Annotated in this window: 13 protein-coding genes; 7 read left to right on the top strand and 6 right to left on the bottom strand. The window is 74.7% G+C overall.

What is annotated here, in order from left to right:
• The first annotated feature begins 29 nt into the window (after nt 1-29).
• A complete protein-coding gene (locus ABD254_RS08940; protein WP_344247700.1) occupies nt 30-719 on the top strand; it encodes a response regulator in 690 nt (229 codons plus the stop codon).
• Here ABD254_RS08940 and ABD254_RS08935 read toward each other — a convergent pair.
• The 4 genes from ABD254_RS08935 to ABD254_RS08920 all read right to left on the bottom strand — a co-directional run bounded on the left by ABD254_RS08935 (nt 689) and on the right by ABD254_RS08920 (nt 3,821).
• Entirely contained in the window at nt 689-1,249 is a 561-nt protein-coding gene (locus tag ABD254_RS08935; RefSeq protein WP_344247698.1) for a class I SAM-dependent methyltransferase, read from the bottom strand. The two genes, ABD254_RS08940 and ABD254_RS08935, sit on opposite strands and share 31 nt — an antisense overlap.
• A 10-nt stretch (nt 1,250-1,259) precedes the next feature.
• Nucleotides 1,260-1,922 carry a DUF4287 domain-containing protein gene (locus ABD254_RS08930; RefSeq protein WP_344247696.1) on the bottom strand — a complete coding sequence of 221 codons (663 nt, stop codon included), beginning with the start codon at nt 1,920-1,922 and terminating at the stop codon, nt 1,260-1,262.
• A 21-nt stretch (nt 1,923-1,943) separates the two neighbouring features.
• On the bottom strand, nt 1,944-3,023 hold the full coding sequence (locus ABD254_RS08925; protein WP_344247694.1) for an App1 family protein phosphatidate phosphatase: 1,080 nt from the start codon (nt 3,021-3,023) through the stop codon (nt 1,944-1,946).
• A gap of 72 nt (nt 3,024-3,095) precedes the next feature.
• Entirely contained in the window at nt 3,096-3,821 is a 726-nt protein-coding gene (locus tag ABD254_RS08920; protein ID WP_344247692.1) for a ZIP family metal transporter, read from the bottom strand.
• A 103-nt stretch (nt 3,822-3,924) separates the two neighbouring features.
• Here ABD254_RS08920 and ABD254_RS08915 point away from each other — a divergent pair, with 103 nt between their 5' ends.
• Nucleotides 3,925-4,242, top strand: a complete 318-nt coding sequence (locus ABD254_RS08915) for a DUF4235 domain-containing protein (protein ID WP_344247690.1) — start codon at nt 3,925-3,927, stop codon at nt 4,240-4,242.
• A gap of 30 nt (nt 4,243-4,272) precedes the next feature.
• Here ABD254_RS08915 and ABD254_RS08910 read toward each other — a convergent pair whose 3' ends face one another.
• Nucleotides 4,273-4,908, bottom strand: coding sequence for a DNA-3-methyladenine glycosylase I (locus tag ABD254_RS08910; protein ID WP_344247688.1), 636 nt, complete (start codon nt 4,906-4,908; stop codon nt 4,273-4,275).
• Between the two features lie 210 nt (nt 4,909-5,118).
• Here ABD254_RS08910 and ABD254_RS08905 point away from each other — a divergent pair, with 210 nt between their 5' ends.
• The 4 genes from ABD254_RS08905 to ABD254_RS08890 all read left to right on the top strand — a co-directional run bounded on the left by ABD254_RS08905 (nt 5,119) and on the right by ABD254_RS08890 (nt 12,964).
• Complete coding sequence (locus ABD254_RS08905) at nt 5,119-6,213, top strand: LacI family DNA-binding transcriptional regulator (protein ID WP_344247686.1); 1,095 nt, start codon at nt 5,119-5,121, stop codon at nt 6,211-6,213.
• A 127-nt stretch (nt 6,214-6,340) separates the two neighbouring features.
• Nucleotides 6,341-9,649 carry a GH92 family glycosyl hydrolase gene (locus ABD254_RS08900; protein ID WP_344247684.1) on the top strand — a complete coding sequence of 1,103 codons (3,309 nt, stop codon included), beginning with the start codon at nt 6,341-6,343 and terminating at the stop codon, nt 9,647-9,649.
• 79 nt (nt 9,650-9,728) lie between these two features.
• A complete protein-coding gene (locus ABD254_RS08895; protein ID WP_344247682.1) occupies nt 9,729-12,287 on the top strand; it encodes a GH92 family glycosyl hydrolase in 2,559 nt (852 codons plus the stop codon).
• Nucleotides 12,288-12,367: 80 nt separating this feature from the next.
• Nucleotides 12,368-12,964 (top strand): ASCH domain-containing protein, encoded by a 597-nt coding sequence (locus tag ABD254_RS08890; protein WP_344247680.1) that lies wholly within the window; start codon nt 12,368-12,370, stop codon nt 12,962-12,964.
• 68 nt (nt 12,965-13,032) lie between these two features.
• Here the strand turns inward: ABD254_RS08890 and ABD254_RS08885 are convergent, their stop codons facing one another.
• Nucleotides 13,033-14,058, bottom strand: coding sequence for a hypothetical protein (locus ABD254_RS08885; RefSeq protein ID WP_344247678.1), 1,026 nt, complete (start codon nt 14,056-14,058; stop codon nt 13,033-13,035).
• 138 nt (nt 14,059-14,196) lie between these two features.
• On the opposite strand from ABD254_RS08885, the gene ABD254_RS08880 reads away from it, so the two are divergent.
• Nucleotides 14,197-17,904: a S8 family serine peptidase gene (locus ABD254_RS08880; RefSeq protein WP_344247676.1), complete on the top strand. Its 3,708-nt coding sequence runs from the start codon at nt 14,197-14,199 to the stop codon at nt 17,902-17,904.
• Nucleotides 17,905-17,913: the final 9 nt, after the last annotated feature.

Genomic DNA, 17,913 nt, shown 5'->3' with positions numbered 1-17,913 from the left:
GCCGACGACCGTGCGGCAGGATCGACGTCGTGACCGTCCCGCCCGCCACCACCCCCGCGCCGATCCGCGTCGGGATCGTCGACGACGAGCCGCTGGTGCGCGCGGGGCTGCGCGTCATCCTCGACGCCGAGCCGGACCTCGCCGTGGTCGGCGAGGCGGACGACGGGACGGGCGTGCCACAGCTCGTCGCGGATGTCCGGCCCGATGTCGTCCTCATGGACGTGCGCATGCCGCGCGTCGACGGCATCGCGGCGACCCGTGCCGTCGTCGCCGGCGACCGGCCCGGCGCGCCGGCGCCGCGCGTGCTGGTGCTCACGACGTTCGAGAACGACGACCACGTGCTCGACGCCCTGCGCGCGGGAGCCCAGGGCTTCCTGCTCAAGCGCGCCCGCCCGGAGGAGGTCGCGCAGGCGGTGCGCGTTGTGGCGCGCGGGGACTCGCTGCTGTTCCCCGACGCGGTGCGCCGGCTCGTCGCCGGGTCCGGCCGCGAGGACGCCGCGGGCGACGGCCTGCGCGACGCCCGCCTCACCGAGCGTGAGGGCGAGGTGCTGCGCCTCGTCGCGGCCGGGATGTCGAACGCGGAGATCGCCGCCGAGCTGTACCTCGGCGTCGAGACCGTGCGCACCCACGTCGGCAACGTGCTCGCCAAGCTCGGCGTGCGCGACCGTACGCAGGCCGTGGTGCGCGCCTACGAGTCGGGGTTCGTCCCGGTGCGCTGATGCGGCGGCGTCGCCTCGGTGACGAGCAGCCGCGACCGACCGAGGGGGTGTCCGGCGACCGAGACGGTCGCGCCCACGCCCTCGAGCGCGCCGCGGAGCCGGGCCTCGATGACGGGGACCCGGTCGGGCGACGGGGGCTCGTACGCGAGCACGAGCCGTCCGGCGGGTCGGAGGGCGCGCAGCAGCCGCCCCACCAGCGCCGGGTCGGTGCCGGTCCAGAAGACGTTGACGTTGATCGCGAAGATGGCGTCGTACGTGCCCGGCGGCAGGTCGGCGTCCTCGACGGCGATCTGCTCGACCCGCGCGCGGCCCCCGGCCACGTACGGCGCGAGCCGTCGCCGGGCGTTCGCGACCGCCGTCGCGGACCGGTCGGTCGCGAGGATCGTGCCCGTGCGCAGGCGTGCGGCGACGAGCTCCGCCGCGACGCCCGCGCCGCAGCCGATCTCGAGCACCGCGGCGTCGGGAGCGACGTCCAGCCGCTCGACCGTGACGGCGACCCGCTCCGGGACCGCGCCGGCGCGACGCGTCACGACGCGCCCGTCACGCCCCGGGCGCGCCCGGCCCCGTCGTCTCGTCGGCGAGGCGGGCCAGGTCGGCGAGGCGGTCCTTCCAGAAGGCGCGCAGCCGTTCCGCGAGATCGGTGGACTCGAGGCCGCCGTGCTGCACGCCCACCCGCACCTTGCCGCGCGGCGTCCCGTCGTCGTCGCGCGCCTGGTAGAGCCCGACGATGACTCGCCCGGGCCGGTGCGCGGGTGCCCCGAGCGCGCCGACCGGCCACACGAGCCGCACCGACGACGTCGGGGTGGCGCCGAGGACCTCGCTGCGCTCGCCCGCGCCGGCCTCCGCCAGGCCGGGGTCGAGCCAGCGCGCGCGGTGCTCGGCGTCGGCGACGAGGGCGAAGACGCCCTCCAGGTCGCCGGCCACCGACTTCGTGGAGCTCACCTCGAACCTGCCGTCGGCGCGCTGGCCGGGGGCGCGCATCCCGCGCTCCTGCTCGTACGCGACCGTGACCGACTGGGCCCACCAGCCGTCCACGCCGTGCTCGGCCGCGAGCCAGGCCGCGATCTCGCGGTGGCTCCAACCGCTCGCCCCGGCGGCGTCCAGCAGCGAGAACCACTCGCCGCGCCCGCGGCCGGTCGCCTCCGCGACGGCGTCGTCGCCGATCGTCTGCACGCTGCGCCGCGTGCCCTCGCCGGTAGCCATAGGGGGCAGCGTAGGTCGGCCTCAGGGCGCGAGCACCCCGGGGATCTCGGCCAGGCGCGTGGCCAGCTCGTGCCCGTCCCGGCCCTCGACGGTCGGGACGGGCCGCCGGGAGACGAGGTCGACGTCGTCCCCGGCACGCTCGGGCGCGGGCACGTTCCCGGCCAGGACCTGCTGGCCGGGGGTGAGTCGCCGGATCGCGACGGCCTCGACCCGGCCCGGCCAGCGGTCGACCGCGCGCGCGTAGACCTGGGCGTCATGCTGACCGTCGTCTCCGACGAGGAGCCAGCGCACGTGGGGGAACCGCGCCATGAGCAGGTCCAGGCTGGCGTTCTTGTGGGCCTGGCCGCTGCGGAACCAGCCCGTGAGCGTCGGCCCCCAGTCGGTGAGCAGGAGCGGCCCCGTTGGGTACCCGTGGCGCCCGAGGAACGAGCGCAGGGTGGCCGCGGTGTTCCACGCCCCCGTCGAGAGGTACAGGAACGGGGCGTCGGGATGCGCGGCGGCGAGCGCCTGATAGAGCTCCGGCATGCCCTCGACCGCGCGCCGCGAGCCGGCGTGGCGGACGAACGTGTTCCACGCCGCCAGCAGCGGGCGGGGCACGGCCGTGACCATGGTGGTGTCGTCGATGTCGCTGACGACCCCGAACCTCGTGCGGTCGTCCACCACCAGCAGCGGAGCGGTCGTGACGCACCTGCCCCGGTCGTCGATCCCGGTGAGGGTGATCTCCTGCCACCCCGCCCGCAGCGGCTCCGGCGGGCGGACCTCGACGTCGACGTAGCCGGCGCGGTCCGTCGTCACGACGTCGGTGCCGGCGCCCACCTGGACCTGCACCCGGTACCGGGGGGCCGGCACGGTGAGGAAGTGCCGGAACCCCCGCCGCGCCGCGCGCCGGGCCGTGCGGTCGTCGTCGCCCGGGCGCTGCGGCGAGAGCAGCACCCGGGCGAGGACCCGCACCCTGTCCGGCGAGCCGTAACCGGTGAACGCCTCCATCCGGGGCCGCCAGCCGAGGCGGTGCAGCAGCCACCCGGCGGCCGCGTAGAACCGGTCCTCGACCGCCGCGGCCAGGTGCGGTCGCTGCGAGGGGAGCGCCGTCGGGGTCGTCACGACCCGATCGTCCCAGTTTCCGCCCGCCCGTGCCGGTCGTCCGAGCCGGTCGTCCGAACCGGCTACCGCCGGTCAACCGAGCGACGACAGCCCGAACGCCGTCGCGAACCCGAGCACCGTGACGAGGCCTGTCACCGGCCCGCCGAACTCGGTGGCCTCCGGGATCATCGTGTCGACCAGCATCGTGAGCAGCGCGCCCGCGGCGAAGGCCTGCACGACGGCGACGGTCGCCGGGTCGGCGGTGCCGAGGGCCGCGTACCCGACGCCGGCGGCGACGGCCGAGACCAGCGTCGTGCCGCCCCAGAGCAGGAAGAGCCGCCCGCTCGACGTCCCCGCCTGGCGCAGGCCGACGGTGGCCGACATCGCCTCCGGGAGGTTGGAGAGGAACACCGCCGCGAGCATCGCGACGCTCACCCCGCCGCCGCCGACGAGCGTCGAGCCGAGCACCACCGACTCGGGGATGCCGTCGAGCACCGTGCCGAGCGCGATGGCGCCGCCCGAGCCCTCGGACTGCGTTCCCGTGGAGCGTTTCCGGTCGCGGCCGCCCTGCCGGTCGATGAGCAGGTCGCCCACGAAGAAGGTGAGCGCCCCGGCCGCGAGCCCCGCGAGGAGCACCCACCCGCTCGCCGACTCCGCGGCGTCCTCGACCAGGTCGTACGCCACCGCGCTGATGAGCACGCCCGCGCCGAACGCCATGATCAGGCCGGTGAGCCGGCGGCTCGGCGTGCGCCACAACACCAGCGCCGCGCCGATCAGCAGCGACGAGCTGCCCAGCAGACCCCACCAGAACCCGGCCACGCCGCCATTCGACCAGGTGGACGCGGGTGACGCGCGCCGACGACCGGGGCCGGGCCGGGGCCTCCTCCCTGCGGGACTGCGCGTGTCGGCCTAGCGTCGACCTATGACCAAGACCAGCAGCGGCGATCGCACCGAGAAGAAGAGCAACAAGTCCGCGAAGATCCTGTACCGGCCCGTCGGCATCGCGAGCTCCATCGTGGGCGGCATCGTCGCCGGTCAGGTATTCAAGCTGGTGTACAAGAAGGTGGCGCCAGGCCATCCCGACGACGTGCCCGGGCCGCTCCAGTCCGAGTACCGCATGCGCGAGATCGTGCTCGCGTCGTTGATCCAGGGCGCGATCTTCTCGGTGGTGAAGGCGCTCATCGACCGCGGCGGCGCCCGGGTCTTCGAGAAGTGGACGGGGGAGTGGCCGGGCGACTGATCGGGTCGGCGCCGACGGGCGACGCCGCAGTCACCCGCGCCCGGTGACGACGGGGCAGGCGGCGAGGTGGTCGTCCACCAGCCCGCACGCCTGCATGGCGGCGTACGCCGTCGTCGGGCCGAAGAACCGGAACCCCTCCTTCTTCAAGGCCTTGGCGAGCGCCACCGACTCCGGGGTGGTTGCCGGCACGTCGCCCCAGGCCGCGACCCGCTCGGCCCGGGCTGCGGGCGCGAACGACCAGAACAGCTCGTCGAGCGTGCGCCCGGAGTCGTGCAGGGCGAGCACGGCGCGGGCGTTGCCGACCGTGGCCTCGATCTTCTGCCGGTTGCGGATGATCCGTGCGTCGCCCAGCAACCGCGCGACGTCGTCGTCGCCGAACGCCGCGACCCGCTCGGGCTCGAAGCCGGCGAAGACCTCCCGGAACGCGGGCCGCTTGCGCAGCACGGTGAGCCAGGACAGGCCGGACTGGAAGCCCTCCAGCGCGAGGCGCTCCAGCAGCGCGGCCTCGCCGTGCACCGGCACCCCCCACTCCGTGTCGTGGTACGCCTCGTAGAGCGGGTCGCCGTCGCCGAAGCAGCGCAGCCCGCCGGGTCGCGGGGCCGGTGATGCGGACGGTGGTGCGGTGGGTGCAGGCCCGGGGGGCGTGCCCGGCGTGGTCGTCGTCATGACCCCAGGGTGCACGCAGGGGCCGACACCGTGGGGCTCGTCCACAGGCGTCCACAGGCCCCGTGGCCTGTGGACGGGCTCGGCGGCAGGCGGCCGGGGCCGGGGGCCGAGGCACGATCTCACCCGGCCCGCGCAGCAGATGGCCAGCGCAACGGTTCCCGTCCTGGCTATGGTCGTGGGCACGCTCGTCCGCCGGCGCCGGGAGGCCTGATGACGCACGACACCCACGGGCCGGTCGCCACCCCGCCGCGACCGGTCCGACGCCCGACGCTCGCGGCCGTCGCCGAGCGCGCCGGCGTGAGCCTGAAGACGGCGTCCCGCGTGCTGAACGACGAGCCGAACGTGGCGACGGCGACCCGCGCGCGGGTGCAGGCGGCGGCGCTCTCCCTCGGCTTCCGCCGCAACGCCGTCGCGGCGGACCTCGCCCGCGGGGGCGCGTCGCGCCTCGTCGGCTTCGTCACCGGCGACCTCGCGAACCCGTTCTACTCGGCCGTCGCGAGCGGCATCGAGCGCGAGCTGCGCGGGAGGGGCCTGCAGCTCATCACGGCCAGCTCCGACGAGGACCCGGAACGGGAGCGCGCGCTCACCGAGGAGCTGATCGAGCGGCGCGTGGGCGCGCTCGTCGTCACGCCCACCTCCCACGAGCACGCCGCGCTGCGCGACGAGCTGGCCGCGGGGCTGCCCGTCGTGCTCGTCGACCGCCCCGCGCGCGACATCGAGGCCGACACCGTCGTCATCGACAACCGTGGCGGCGTGCGCGCGGCCGTGTCGCACCTGCTGGCGCACGGCCACCGGCGGATCGGCCTGGTCGGCGACGAGTCCCGGCTGTGGACCTTCCAGGAGCGCCGCGAGGCGTTCGTCGAGACGCTCGCCGGTGCCGGGATCACCGACCCCGACCGGTACGTGCGCGACGGCGCGCACGACGCCGACCGGGCCCGGGCGTTCGTGGACGAGCTGCTCGCGCTCGACCAGCCGCCCACCGCGCTCGTGACGGCGAACAACAAGATCACCGTCGGCGCGCTGCACGCCCTGCGGGACCGGACGGGCGCGGCCTCCGACCGGCAGGAGCGGTCGGTAGCGCTCGTGGGCTTCGACGACTTCGAGCTCGCCGACCTGCTCGGCGTCACCGTGGTCGGGTACGACGCCGCGGAGATGGGGCGGCGCGCGGCGGCTCTCGCGCTGGCCCGCGCGGCCGATCCCGGACGCCCGACACAGCTGGTGGTCGTGCCCACCCGTCTGGTGGCGCGGGGCAGCGGAGAGGTGCGCACGTCGGGGTCCTCGGGAGCTCGCCGTACCGACGCTTGACAGCGCTGTCGGCGGTTGCGACGCTGGCCCCCGCCAGAGCTCTGCCGCGCCCGTCCGACCGGACGGACCAGCGGCGGAGCAGCCCGACGAGCGACCGCCCCACACCGCCGTGGAAGGAACGAGCCGCATGACTGCACCGGTTGGCCCACGCCCAGAGGCACGCCGCGACCCCAGGAAGGGCCGGCTCCGCAGGATCCTCGCCCTCACGACGACCGCCGCCCTCGGCGTCGGCCTGGGCGTCGCCGCGACGGGCGCCCCTGCGCTCGCCGCCCCGCCGTCGGACGACGGGACGGAGCGCGTGCGCGGCCCGCTGACGGACTACGTCAACCCGTTCATCGGCACCAAGGACGACGGGAACACGTACCCCGGCGCGGCGGCGCCGTTCGGCATGGTGCAGCTCTCGCCCGACAACGGGCACAACGTCGGCTACAACTACGACAACGAGCTGGTGCGCGGCTTCTCCCTCGTGCACCTCTCCGGCGTCGGCTGCGGCCTGGGCGGCCCGCTGCCCGTGCTGCCCACCACGGGCGACGTGACCAGCACGGACTACGCCGACTACGCGCTCGGGTACACGCACGACGACGAGGAGGCGGCCCCCGGGTACTACCGCGTCGGGCTGCAGGCCCCGGACGGCGTGGTGCAGGCGGAGCTCACGGCGTCCGAGCACACCGGCGTGCAGCGGTACACGTTCCCGTCCACGGAGAAGGCCACCGTCCTGCTCAACACGGGCCAGGCGCTCAACCGGGTCACCGGCTCGAGCGTGCGGGTCGTCGACGAGCGGACCATCGAGACCAGCATCACCACGCGGGGCTTCTGCCAGGACACCGAGCCGCAGACCATCCACACCCGCACCGTCTTCGACCGGCCGTTCGCCGCGCACGGCACGTGGACGGGCGACGACGTCGCCGCGGGCTCCGACGGCGCCGAGGGCGAGGGCCGGCTCGGCGCGTACGTCCAGTTCGACGCGACGAAGGACCGCGACGTCGAGGTCGTGACGTCCATGAGCTACGTCGACGCGCGCGGCGCGAAGGCCAACCTGCGGGCCGAGCGCGGCACGTTCGACCAGGTCCACCAGGCGACCACCCGGGCGTGGGAGGAGCGGCTGCGCACCGTGCAGGTCGCCCGTGGCGCCTCCGGGGACCTGCGCACCTTCTACTCCTCGCTGTACCGCAGCTTCCTCGCGCCGAACGTCGGCTCCGACGTCGACGGCCGCTACCGCGGCTGGGACGGCGAGGTGCACCGGGAGAAGGGCTTCACCTACTACCAGAACTACTCGCTGTGGGACACGTACCGCACGCAGCAGCAGCTGCTGGCGCTGCTGGCTCCCCGCGAGTCGGAGGACATGGCGCTGTCGGTGGTGCGCCAGGGCCAGCAGGGCGGCTGGTTGCCGCGCTGGGGCTACGGCACGGTCGAGACGAACATCATGACCGGCGACCCGGTGACGCCGTTCCTGGTCAGCGCGTTCCACCAGGGCCTGCTCGACGGGCACGAGGAGGAGGCGTACGAGGTCCTGAAGCAGAACGCGGACGGCGTGCCGCCCGCCGACTCGGTGTCGAACGGCCGCGCCGGCAACGTGGAGTACCTGCGCGACGGCTTCGTGCCGCAGGACCCGTCGCGCCGCACGCGTCCCGGTGACTTCGACCTCGACCACGGCGGCTCCGCCACGCTCGAGTACGCGCTGTCGGACGCGATGCTCTCGACGATGGCCCGCGAGCTGGGACACCACGCGGACGCCCGCCGGTACGCCGAGCGCGGGCAGAGCTACCGCAACGTCTTCGACCCGCGCACCGGCGCGTTCCGGGCCCGCAACGCGGACGGCCTGTTCATCGGCGACCCGGACCCGGCACAGAGCGAGGGCTTCCACGAGGGCACGGCGGTGCAGTACCAGTGGCTCGTCCCGCAGGACGTGCCCGGGCTCGTCGACCTGCTCGGCGGCGCGGACGCCACGGTGCGCGACCTCGATGCGTTCTTCGCCTACGACGAGCTGCTCGCCGACCCGGAGCGCACCGCGCGCGAGGTGTGGGTCAACGGCACGTACGACTACTACGGCTGGCACACCTACAACCCGAACAACGAGCCGAACCTGCCGGCGCCCTACACCTACCTGTGGCTGGGCCAGCCGTGGAAGACGACCGACGTCGTGCGGGCCGCGTCGACGCTGTTCACCGACGGCCCGGACGGGGTGACGGGCAACGACGACCTGGGCACGATGTCGGCCTGGCACGTGCTGTCGTCGCTCGGGATCTACCCGATGGCGCCGGGCGTGGACCTGTGGGGCATGACCACGCCGCGGTTCGACGACGTGCGGATCGACCTCGACGGCAGCTTCTACCGCCGCGGGTCGCTGCACATCACGGCCGACGGCGTGTCCGACGCCCAGCGCTACACGCAGTCCGTCTCGGCGGGCCGCCGCGACGTGTCCCGCGCCTACCTCACGGGTGCCGAGCTGACGTCGGCGGGCTCGCTCGACTTCGAGGTCGGGGCCACGCCGTCCGACTGGGCCACGGCCCAGGACGACCTGCCGGGCGCGGTCGCCGCCCGTCCCGCCCAGGACGACGACCGGCTGTTCGCCGGCACCGCCCCGCAGCATCCCGTGCTGCACGCGGGCGAGAGCGTCGAGGCGTCGGTCGAGGTCGTCGCGCAGGGTCGCGGCGAGGTGTCGGGAAGCGTCGCCGTCGAGCCGGACGGCCCGGTGCAGGCCACGACCGACCTCGCCGACTGGACCGCCGACTCCGGCGGGCTGCCGACGACGGTCAGCGGCACCGTCACCTTCACCGCGCCGGCCGACGCCGCGCCGGGGGAGTACGCCACGCGGATCGTCGTGACGGACGAGGCGGGGAACACCGTCGAGCGGGAGGTGCCGGTCGTGGTCGCCGCGGACTCGTGGCTCGCCCCGGCGTTCGACAACGTCGGCATCGGCGACCGCGGGGAGGCCAACGCCGACCTCGACGGCGGCGGCGCCTACCTGCTGCGCGACGGGCTCGCCAACGCCGGCGCCGTGCAGGGCCTCGAGCTCACCGTCCCCGGCACCGACCTGACCTACGTGCTCGGGGCGCCCGCGGCCGGGGAGCCGGACAACGTCGTCGCGAACGGGCAGGAGCTGGCGGTGCCCGAGGAGCGCGCCGGGGCCACCGCGCTGTCTGTTGTCGGGACGGCGACGCACGGCACGCAGACCGGCACGCTGCGCCTCGGCTTCGCCGACGGCACCAGCGAGGACGTCGAGGTCGCGCTCACGGACTGGTGCGCCGGCTCGCCGGCGGCCGACAACGTCCTGGCCGCCAAGCCCGGCGGCCGAGGCAACGGCACCGGCGTCGACAACTTCGGCTGCGGCCTCTACGCGACCGCGCCCGTCGCCGTCCCGGAGGGCAAGCGGCTCGCGTCCGTGACCCTGCCCGCCAACACCCGCATGCACGTGTTCGCGTTCGCGACGAACTGACCGCAGGAGCGCCGCGAGGCGCTGCTCGACACGATCAGGGGCGGCACCGGTCGCCCCATGACCCGACTGGAGTGTGACCATGCTTCCCATCCGCTGGCCGAGACGAGCGGCCGCCGCCCTGGTGGTGGGCTGCCTCGCGCTCGGAGGGCAGACCGCCGCCGCGACGGTGGGGACCGGGAACGGCGCCGTGCCGCCGCACCACCGCGACGTGCTGGAGCTCACGCAGTACGTCGACCCGCGCATCGGCACGTCGGTGAACCCGGCCAGCGGGTATGCCGGGAACGTCAACGCCGGCGCGCAGGTCCCCTTCGGCGCGGTCACGTTCGGCCCCGACATGCCGCGGCGGGACTTCAACGGGTCGGGCGGGTACCTGATCGGCGCGGACGCGACCTCGGGCTCGATCAACTTCTTCAGCCTGACGCACCTGAGCGGGGTCGGCTGCCCCGGCCAGGGCGCGGTCGCCATGATGCCGCGCGCCACGGCGGCACCGCTGGTGAACGGCAGCAACCGGGTCACCCCGGTGGGCTTCCGGACGGCCACCGAGTCGGCCTCGCCGGGCTACTACGACGTCGGCCTCGACAACGGGGTGGACGCCGAGTTCACCGCGACCCAGCGCACGGGCATGGCGCGCTTCACGTTCCCGGACGAGGACGCGGGCTTCCTGGCGCTCGACATGCGGGTCAACGCGCGCGCCAACCAGGGCGGCACGGTCCAGGTCAAGCCCGAGAACGTCTCGCTCGAGGTGAGCGACGACGGCCGCACGATCTCGGGCCAGACGGTCGCGCCGGCGTTCTGCACGCCGTACGGGACCAAGTGGAACGCGCCGGTCTACTTCCACGCCGAGCTCGACAAGCCCCTCCAGGCGCAGGCGGAGGGCAGCACCGTCAACACGGTGAAGAACGGGGGCGGCGTCTTCCAGTACGACCTGACCGACGACGACCGCACCCTCACCATGAAGGTCGGGATCTCCTCGGTCAGCGCCGCGAACGCGAAGCTCAACCTGGACACCGAGAACCCGGACGGCTCCTTCGACGAGGTGCGCGCCGACGCCGACGCCGACTGGAACGAGCGCCTCAACACCGTGCAGGTGGACCGGGCGGCCGACCCCGGGGCGCTGACCGCGAAGCAGCGCGACGACCTCGTCCAGCTCTACACGGCGCTCTACCGCGTCTTCGGCTCGCCGACGGTGTACTCCGACGTCAACGGCGACTTCCGCAGCATGAGGGCGAACGAGCCGTACCCCGGCGGGGTCGACGCGACCGGAGGGGTGGAGCAGCGGCCGGTCGCGAACGTCGCGGACTACGACTACACGCGGCCCGACGGCACGACCGGCAGCTACGGGACGCAGTACACCAGCTTCTCGATGTGGGACACCTACCGCTCCCAGGCGCAGCTGCTCGCGCTGCTCGCGCCGAAGGAGTCGGCCGAGATGATGCAGTCCCTGGTCGTCGACGCCCAGCAGTGCGGCGCCTTCCCGCACTGGGTGGACGGCAGCGACGACTCGACGCCGATGGCGGGCGACAACGCGCTGCCTGTGCTGGCCGGTGCCCGCGAGTTCGGGGTGGACGACTTCGACCTCGTCACCGCCGGCCGGCTCGTGAAGCAGTCGGTCTTCGACCCCACGAGCTCGTGCAACGACCGGGCGAGCATGGCGGGCGCCGAGCAGTACCTGCGTGACGGCTACTACCCCGGTGGATCGTCGAACAACATCGAGCGGTACAACAGCGACCGGGCTGCGGCCGCCTTCCTGGCCGGGCTGCCGAAGGACGTCCGCGAGGACCCGAGCGTGGCGGTGACCGACGCGGAGCTGGACGCGCTCCACGACCGCGCCGACTGGTGGCGCAACATCTTCGACGAGTCCACGGGCACCATCAAGGCGCGCAAGGCGCCCACGACGCCCGGAGAGCTCGGAGAGCTCGCCACCGGGTCGTTCCACGAGTCGACCGAGCCCAACTACTTCTGGTCCTTCGGCCACGCCTGGTCGGACCTCATCGAGGCCTCCGGCGGCAAGCAGACGGCGGTCGAACGGCTGAACCGGCTCTTCTCCGTCGACGACGAGCTCACCGCGACGCCGACGCTGCGGCAGCTCAACGGAGGCCAGGAGTCCCAGGGGCTCTACATCGGCAACGAGCCGTCGCACGCGGCGCCGTGGGCCTACAACTGGGCGGGCAAGCCGGCCGCCACCCAGTACGTCGTGCAGCAGATCATGGACGTGGCCTTCACCACGCGGCGGGACGGGCTGCCGGGCAACGACGACATGGGGGCCACCTCGAGCTGGTACGTGTTCGCCGCGCTGGGCATGTTCCCGACCGTCGCCTCGGAGGGCGGGGTGTCGCTCTCGACGCCGCAGTTCCCTGCGACCACGGTGTGGCTGGGCAACAAGCCGCTGCGCCTCACCACGTCCGCGGACGCGGCGACGGCGCCGTTCATCCAGTCGGCGCGGCTCGACGGCGTCGACTACCCGGGCTCGTGGCTGCCGATGTCGAAGGTGCGCCGCGGCGTGGAGCTGAGCTACACGCTGGGCACCGAGGCGTCGCAGTGGGCGGCCGCCGAGGCGCTCACGCCGCCGTCCGGGTCGGACGGGAACTACGACAAGATGACGGCCCTCGGAGACCCGAAGAAGTCCTCCGGTCACTGACGGTCGGTCGCCGGGCGGGCGGACACGCGTTCGTGTCCGCCCGCCCGGCTCGCCGGCGCCGGGCCTGGCATCGTGGGAGCGTGCTGCTCGACGCGAAGACGCTGCGGGGGATCACCGCCGGGACCGTGACCCACACGTACCGCCGCTGGACGGTGGTCCGCGTGCGCCCCGGCTCGCGGATGCGCACGAGGGCGGGCGTGGTCGAGGTGACGGCGATCGACCCGGTCGCGGCCGAGGGGATCACGGACGACGACGCGCGCGGCGCAGGCTTCGCGTCGGCCGACGCCGCCCGCGCGTGGGTCGCGCGCAAGGGCGAGGGCGACCTGTACCGGGTCGGCCTGGCGCTCGTCGGCGACGACCCGCGGATCGCGCTCCGGGCGGACGCCGACCTGGACGCGGCCGCCGTCGACGACATCAGGAAGCGGCTGGCGCGCATGGACCGCGCCGCGAGCGAGCCCTGGACGCGGGCGTACCTCGAGCTGATCGTCGCGCGGCCCGCCGTCGTCGCGCGCGAGCTGGCGGCCGGGATCGGCATGGAGCGTGACCCGTTCAAGATCCGTGTGCGGCGGCTCAAGGAGCTCGGCCTCACCGAGAGCCTCGACGTCGGCTACCGCCTCTCCCCGCGGGGTCGCGCGTACCTCGACGCCACGTCCGACGCCGATCCTCGATCGACGTAGTGCCCGCTATTACTTCACGCTCGGGAAGCGGTAGCGGGTGCTACGTCGACCCGTTCCGACGGGACGTCTCAGCCGCGCTCGCCCCACCCGGCTCGCGCGGCGTGCCACCCGAGCTGCACCCGCGTGCGGACGCCCGCGCGGTCCATGAGGTCACGGACCCGGCGCTGCACGGTGCGCTGAGAGACGCCGAGGTGGTGCGCGGCCGCCTCGTCCGTGTGGCCGGCGAGCAGCAGGGACAGCAGGCGCGCGTCGACGTCGTCCGCCGCACCGACGGCCGTCGCGGCCGTCGCGGCGTCGAGGACGACGGGCGCCGCCGTCGCCCACACGACGTCGAACAGGGCGATCAGCCCGGACAGGAGCGCGCCGGGCCGCACGAGCATCGCCGCCGCCGAGGCCCGGAGCGGGTCGGCGAGCACGGGCAGGAAGGCGAGCTCGCGGTCGACCACGACCATCCGCAGCGGCAGCGACTCCGCGATGCGGGCCTCCTCGCCTGCCGCGAGCGACTCGGCGAACGCGTCCAGGCCGCCGGGGAACTCGTCGAGCATCGTCCGCTCGAGCACCACCCGGTACTGCACGCCGCGCTCGACGAGCTCTTCCTCGACGGCGTTCTCGTCCGCGCTCGTCACCGCGACGGGGTGCTGGACGAACGCGAGCACCTCGGACCGGGCGCCCGCCTGGACCCGGGTGAACCATCGGGCCACGGCGTCGGCGCCGCGGACCATCTGCACCACCTCGTCCGCGGCGCCCTCCACGCCGGCGAGCCGGTACATCTCCTCGAGCGTGTCCAGCTCCGCCTGGGCCCGGCGCACGGCGTCCTCGTGCGCCGCGACCGCGGCCCCGAGCGTCACCGACGGTGGGGCGGCGACGAACCGCCTGGCGCCCAGGCCGCCGGCCCCGCCGGCGAGCCGCGTGGCGAAGCCACGGGAGGCGAGCGCGTCCAGCCAGGCGCGCGCCGTGCCGACCGGGACGTCCAGGGTCGCCGCGAGCTCCGCCCCGTCGGCGGACGACGTCGCGACGAGCGCCCGGTACGCGCGCAGCAGGTCGGGGGACAGGCCAGCCGCGTGCCCGAGGAGGTCGCGTCCGGTGTCGTCCATCGACCTCCCTCGCCCGTGCGTCCTGCGGCGGTGCGGGTTCGCGCCATGTCGTAGACCCGCCACCGCAGGACATTGTGCCCGGTCGAGGGCGTTGGCAGGGTCTGCTCTCACCACTGTCGACCGCGAGAGGCACCACCCATGCGACCACACGCCCGCGCCGGGCTCGCCGCCACAGCGGTGGGTGCCGTGCTGGCGGCCAGCGCGCTCCCCGCGCTCGCCGCGCCGCCGTCCTCCGCCACGTCGACGGGGGGTGCGACGGCGGGGGCGACGACGCCCGCGCCGGCCGCCGCCGAGCCGGTGACCGTCACCCTCCTCACCGGGGACGTCGTCCACCTGACCACGACGCCGTCCGGCAAGGCGGCCGTGACGGTCGAGGCCGCGCCGGGCGCGACCGGCCCGGTGCAGACCATGCAGGTCGGCGAGGACCTGTACGTCGTGCCGGACGCCGCGCAGCCGTACCTCGCCTCGGGCGCGCTGGACCAGGCGCTGTTCAACGTCACCGACCTCGTCGAGGACGGGTACGACGACGCGAGCTCCGGCGGCATCCCCGTCATCGCGCAGTACGACCGGCGGCTGCGGGCGACCCCCGCCCCGCTGGCCGGCAGCGAGAAGGCGCTCGACCTCCCGTCGATCGGCGGCGCCGCGCTCGTCGCGGACACCGACGAGGCGGCGGAATTCTGGGGCGCGCTGACCGCGCCGTCCCGGGCGCGCTCGGCCGGAAAGCCCGGCACGTTCGCGGGTGGCGTCGCCAAGCTCTGGCTCGACGGCCGCGTGGAGGCCACGCTCGACGTCAGCGTCCCGCTGGTCGGCGCCCCCGAGGCGTGGGCTTCCGGCCACGACGGCACGGGCGCCACGGTCGCCGTCCTCGACACCGGCATCGACGCCGCGCACCCGGACCTCGTCGACGTGGTCACGCAGACGCAGTCGTTCGTGCCGGGCGAGACCGTGACGGACGTGCACGGGCACGGCACCCACGTCGCGTCGACCGTGGCGGGCTCCGGCGCGGCGAGCGGCGGCGCCAACAAGGGCGTGGCGCCGGGCGCCGACGTCGCGGTCGGCAAGGTGCTCGGCGACGACGGGTACGGCCAGGACTCCTGGATCATCGCGGGCATGGAGTGGGCCGCCCGGACGGCGGACGCCGACGTCGTGAGCATGAGCCTCGGCGACGACTCCCGCCACGACCAGACCGACCCGATCGCGCAGTCCCTCAACGCGCTCACCGCCGAGACGGACGCCCTGTTCGTCGTGGCGGCGGGCAACGCCGGCCGCACCGGGTCGGTGAGCAGCCCCGGCACGGCCGACGCGGCGCTCACCGTCGCGGCCACGGACGACCGGGACCGGCTCGCGACCTTCTCCTCGCGCGGGCCGCGCGGCCTGGACGACGGCCTCAAGCCGGACCTCGCGGCGCCGGGCGTCGGGATCACCGCCGCGCGCTCGCAGTTCTCGTCCGGCTCGGGCTCGTACAAGTCGATGAACGGCACGTCGATGGCGACGCCGCACGTCTCGGGCGCCGCCGCGATCCTCGCTGCCGCCCACCCCGAGTGGGGCGCGCAGCGGATCAAGGACGCGCTCATGTCGTCGTCCAAGCCGCTCGACTACACCCTCTACGAGGTGGGCTCGGGCCGGCTCGACGTGCCCGCGTCGCTCGAGGGGGTCGACGCCACCGGGTCCGTGTACTTCGGCAAGGTCGCCTGGGGCGACGCCGACCCGGAGCCGCAGACCCGCACGATCACGTACTCGAACGACACCGACGCGGACGTCGAGCTCGACCTGGCGGCGACCACGGACGGGCCGGACGGCGCCGTCGACCTGGTGACGCTCTCTGCCGACCACGTCGTCGTCCCGGCGCACGGCTCGGCCTCCGTCGACGCGACGGCGTCGTTCGGCGTCGCGCCGACGACGGGCCACTACCTCGGTGCGGTCGTCGCGACGGACGCCACGGGCGCCGTCGTCGCGCGCACCGGCACGGGCCTGACCCGCGAGGAGGAGCGGTACGACGTCGACGTCACCGTCCTCGGCCCGGACGGCGAGCCGGTGCCGGCCCAGGTGACCTTCTACCAGTACGGCACGACGAACGTCTCGCAGTTGGTCACCGACGCCGCGACCGGCACGACGCCGGCCCAGCGCGTCGTCCCGGGCGTCTACGCGGCGACGGCGAGCGTCCGCTTCGCGGACACCGACGGCACCGACCGGACCTACCTGCTGACCGCCCCGCACGTCGCCGTGACCGACGGCGACCAGCACGTCGTGCTGGACGCCCGGGACGCGAGCGAGGTCGAGCTCGACACCCCGCGCCCGAGCGACGACCTGTCCGGGCGGGTCGAGTGGTTCCACGACTCCGGCGTCGGCGGCGAGTACGCGACGTTCTACGTCTCGATGGCGACGACGCCCGGCGCGGAGGTCTGGGCGAACGAGACCGGCGACGTGCCGGGCGGGCAGTTCGCCTTCACCAGCCGCTGGTCGCGCACGGCGTCGCTGCTGGACCTGGAGGCGAGGACCTCGCGCACGGTGAAGCTCGACCCGCTCTACCAGCGCGGCAGCGCACGCCTGGACGGGAAGGTCCGCCTGGACGCCGTCGTCGCGGGGACGGGCACGGCCGAGGAGCTCGCCGCCGTCGATGCCGAGAGCAAGGCCGTCGTCGTGACGAACAGCGCCGCCGTGGACCCCGTCGCCCGGGCGCAGGTCGCGGCCGACGCGGGCGCCGCACTGCTCGTGGTCGTCAACGACGGCCCGGGCGTCCTGTACGACCCTGCGGGCGGCACGAACCTGCCCGTGGTGTCCCTCCCGGCCGAGCAGGGCGCGGCCCTCCTCGCCGGCTCGGCGACGCTGCGCGGCTCCGCGACGGAGTTCGGGGACTACGCGTACGAGATCGCGCACACGTGGTCGGGCGCGGTGCCTGGCGACCTCACCGTCGCCCCGCGCGAGCGCGAGCTGGCCCGGGTCACCGACCGGCTCGTCGACCCCGACCCGCGGGTCGCGTTCGTCACCCGGTACGACTGCCCCGACTACCTGCGCTCGTGCCTGGGTGGGCCCCAGCCGCGGATGACGGGCAGCGAGCTGGACACCTACGTCTCGACGGTGGACTCCCCGAGCTGGTACACCGACATCTACTCCACGAACGGCTGGTCCGTGCGCGACGACACGCGGGCCTACCGGCCCGGCGAACGGACGACGATCGACTGGTTCGGCGTGGTCGCGCCGCACCAGGGCCCGGGCTTCTGGCAGTCGACGGCGAACGGGCGCTTCTTCCGGCTCAACGTGCCGTACGCGAGCAGCAGCGGCGACCTGACCGGCACCTTCGGCGACAGGGCGACCGTCGTCAGCCGGCTCTTCCAGGACGACACCCTCGTGCGGGAGGGCGCCTCGCAGGCCTTCCAGGGCACCGTCCCCGCCGCGTCCGGCGCGCACAGGTACCGGTTCGAGATGGACACCGCGGTGGACCCCGCCGTCTGGCCGTACTCCACCCGGACGTCGACGGCGTGGGAGTTCGCCTGGGACCAGGCGCAGTCGACCGCGCTCGTGCCGATCATCTCCGTCGGGTACGACGCGCCGACGGACCTGTCCGGCGAGGTCAGCGCGCGCCGCGGCACCGAGATCGCCGTGACGGCCCGGCACGAGGACGGCGCCGTCGGCGCCGGGGCCATCACCGGCGTCGACGTCGAGCTCTCCTACGACGAGGGCGAGACGTGGGAGCCGGCGCGCACCCGTGGCGACGGCGACGGGCGGTGGACCGTGCGGCTCGACCCGCCGCGGCACGCGTCCAGCGTCTCGCTGCGGACCACGGCCGCCGACGACGCGGGCAACAGCGTCACGCAGGAGGTCGTGAAGGCGTTCGGCCTGCGCTGACCGACGGTT

This window comes from Isoptericola hypogeus (assembly GCF_039531145.1).
Classification (GTDB): domain Bacteria; phylum Actinomycetota; class Actinomycetes; order Actinomycetales; family Cellulomonadaceae; genus Isoptericola; species Isoptericola hypogeus.
The sequence above is the reverse complement of the archived record's forward strand: the minus strand, read 5'-3'. Positions and strand labels throughout refer to the sequence as shown.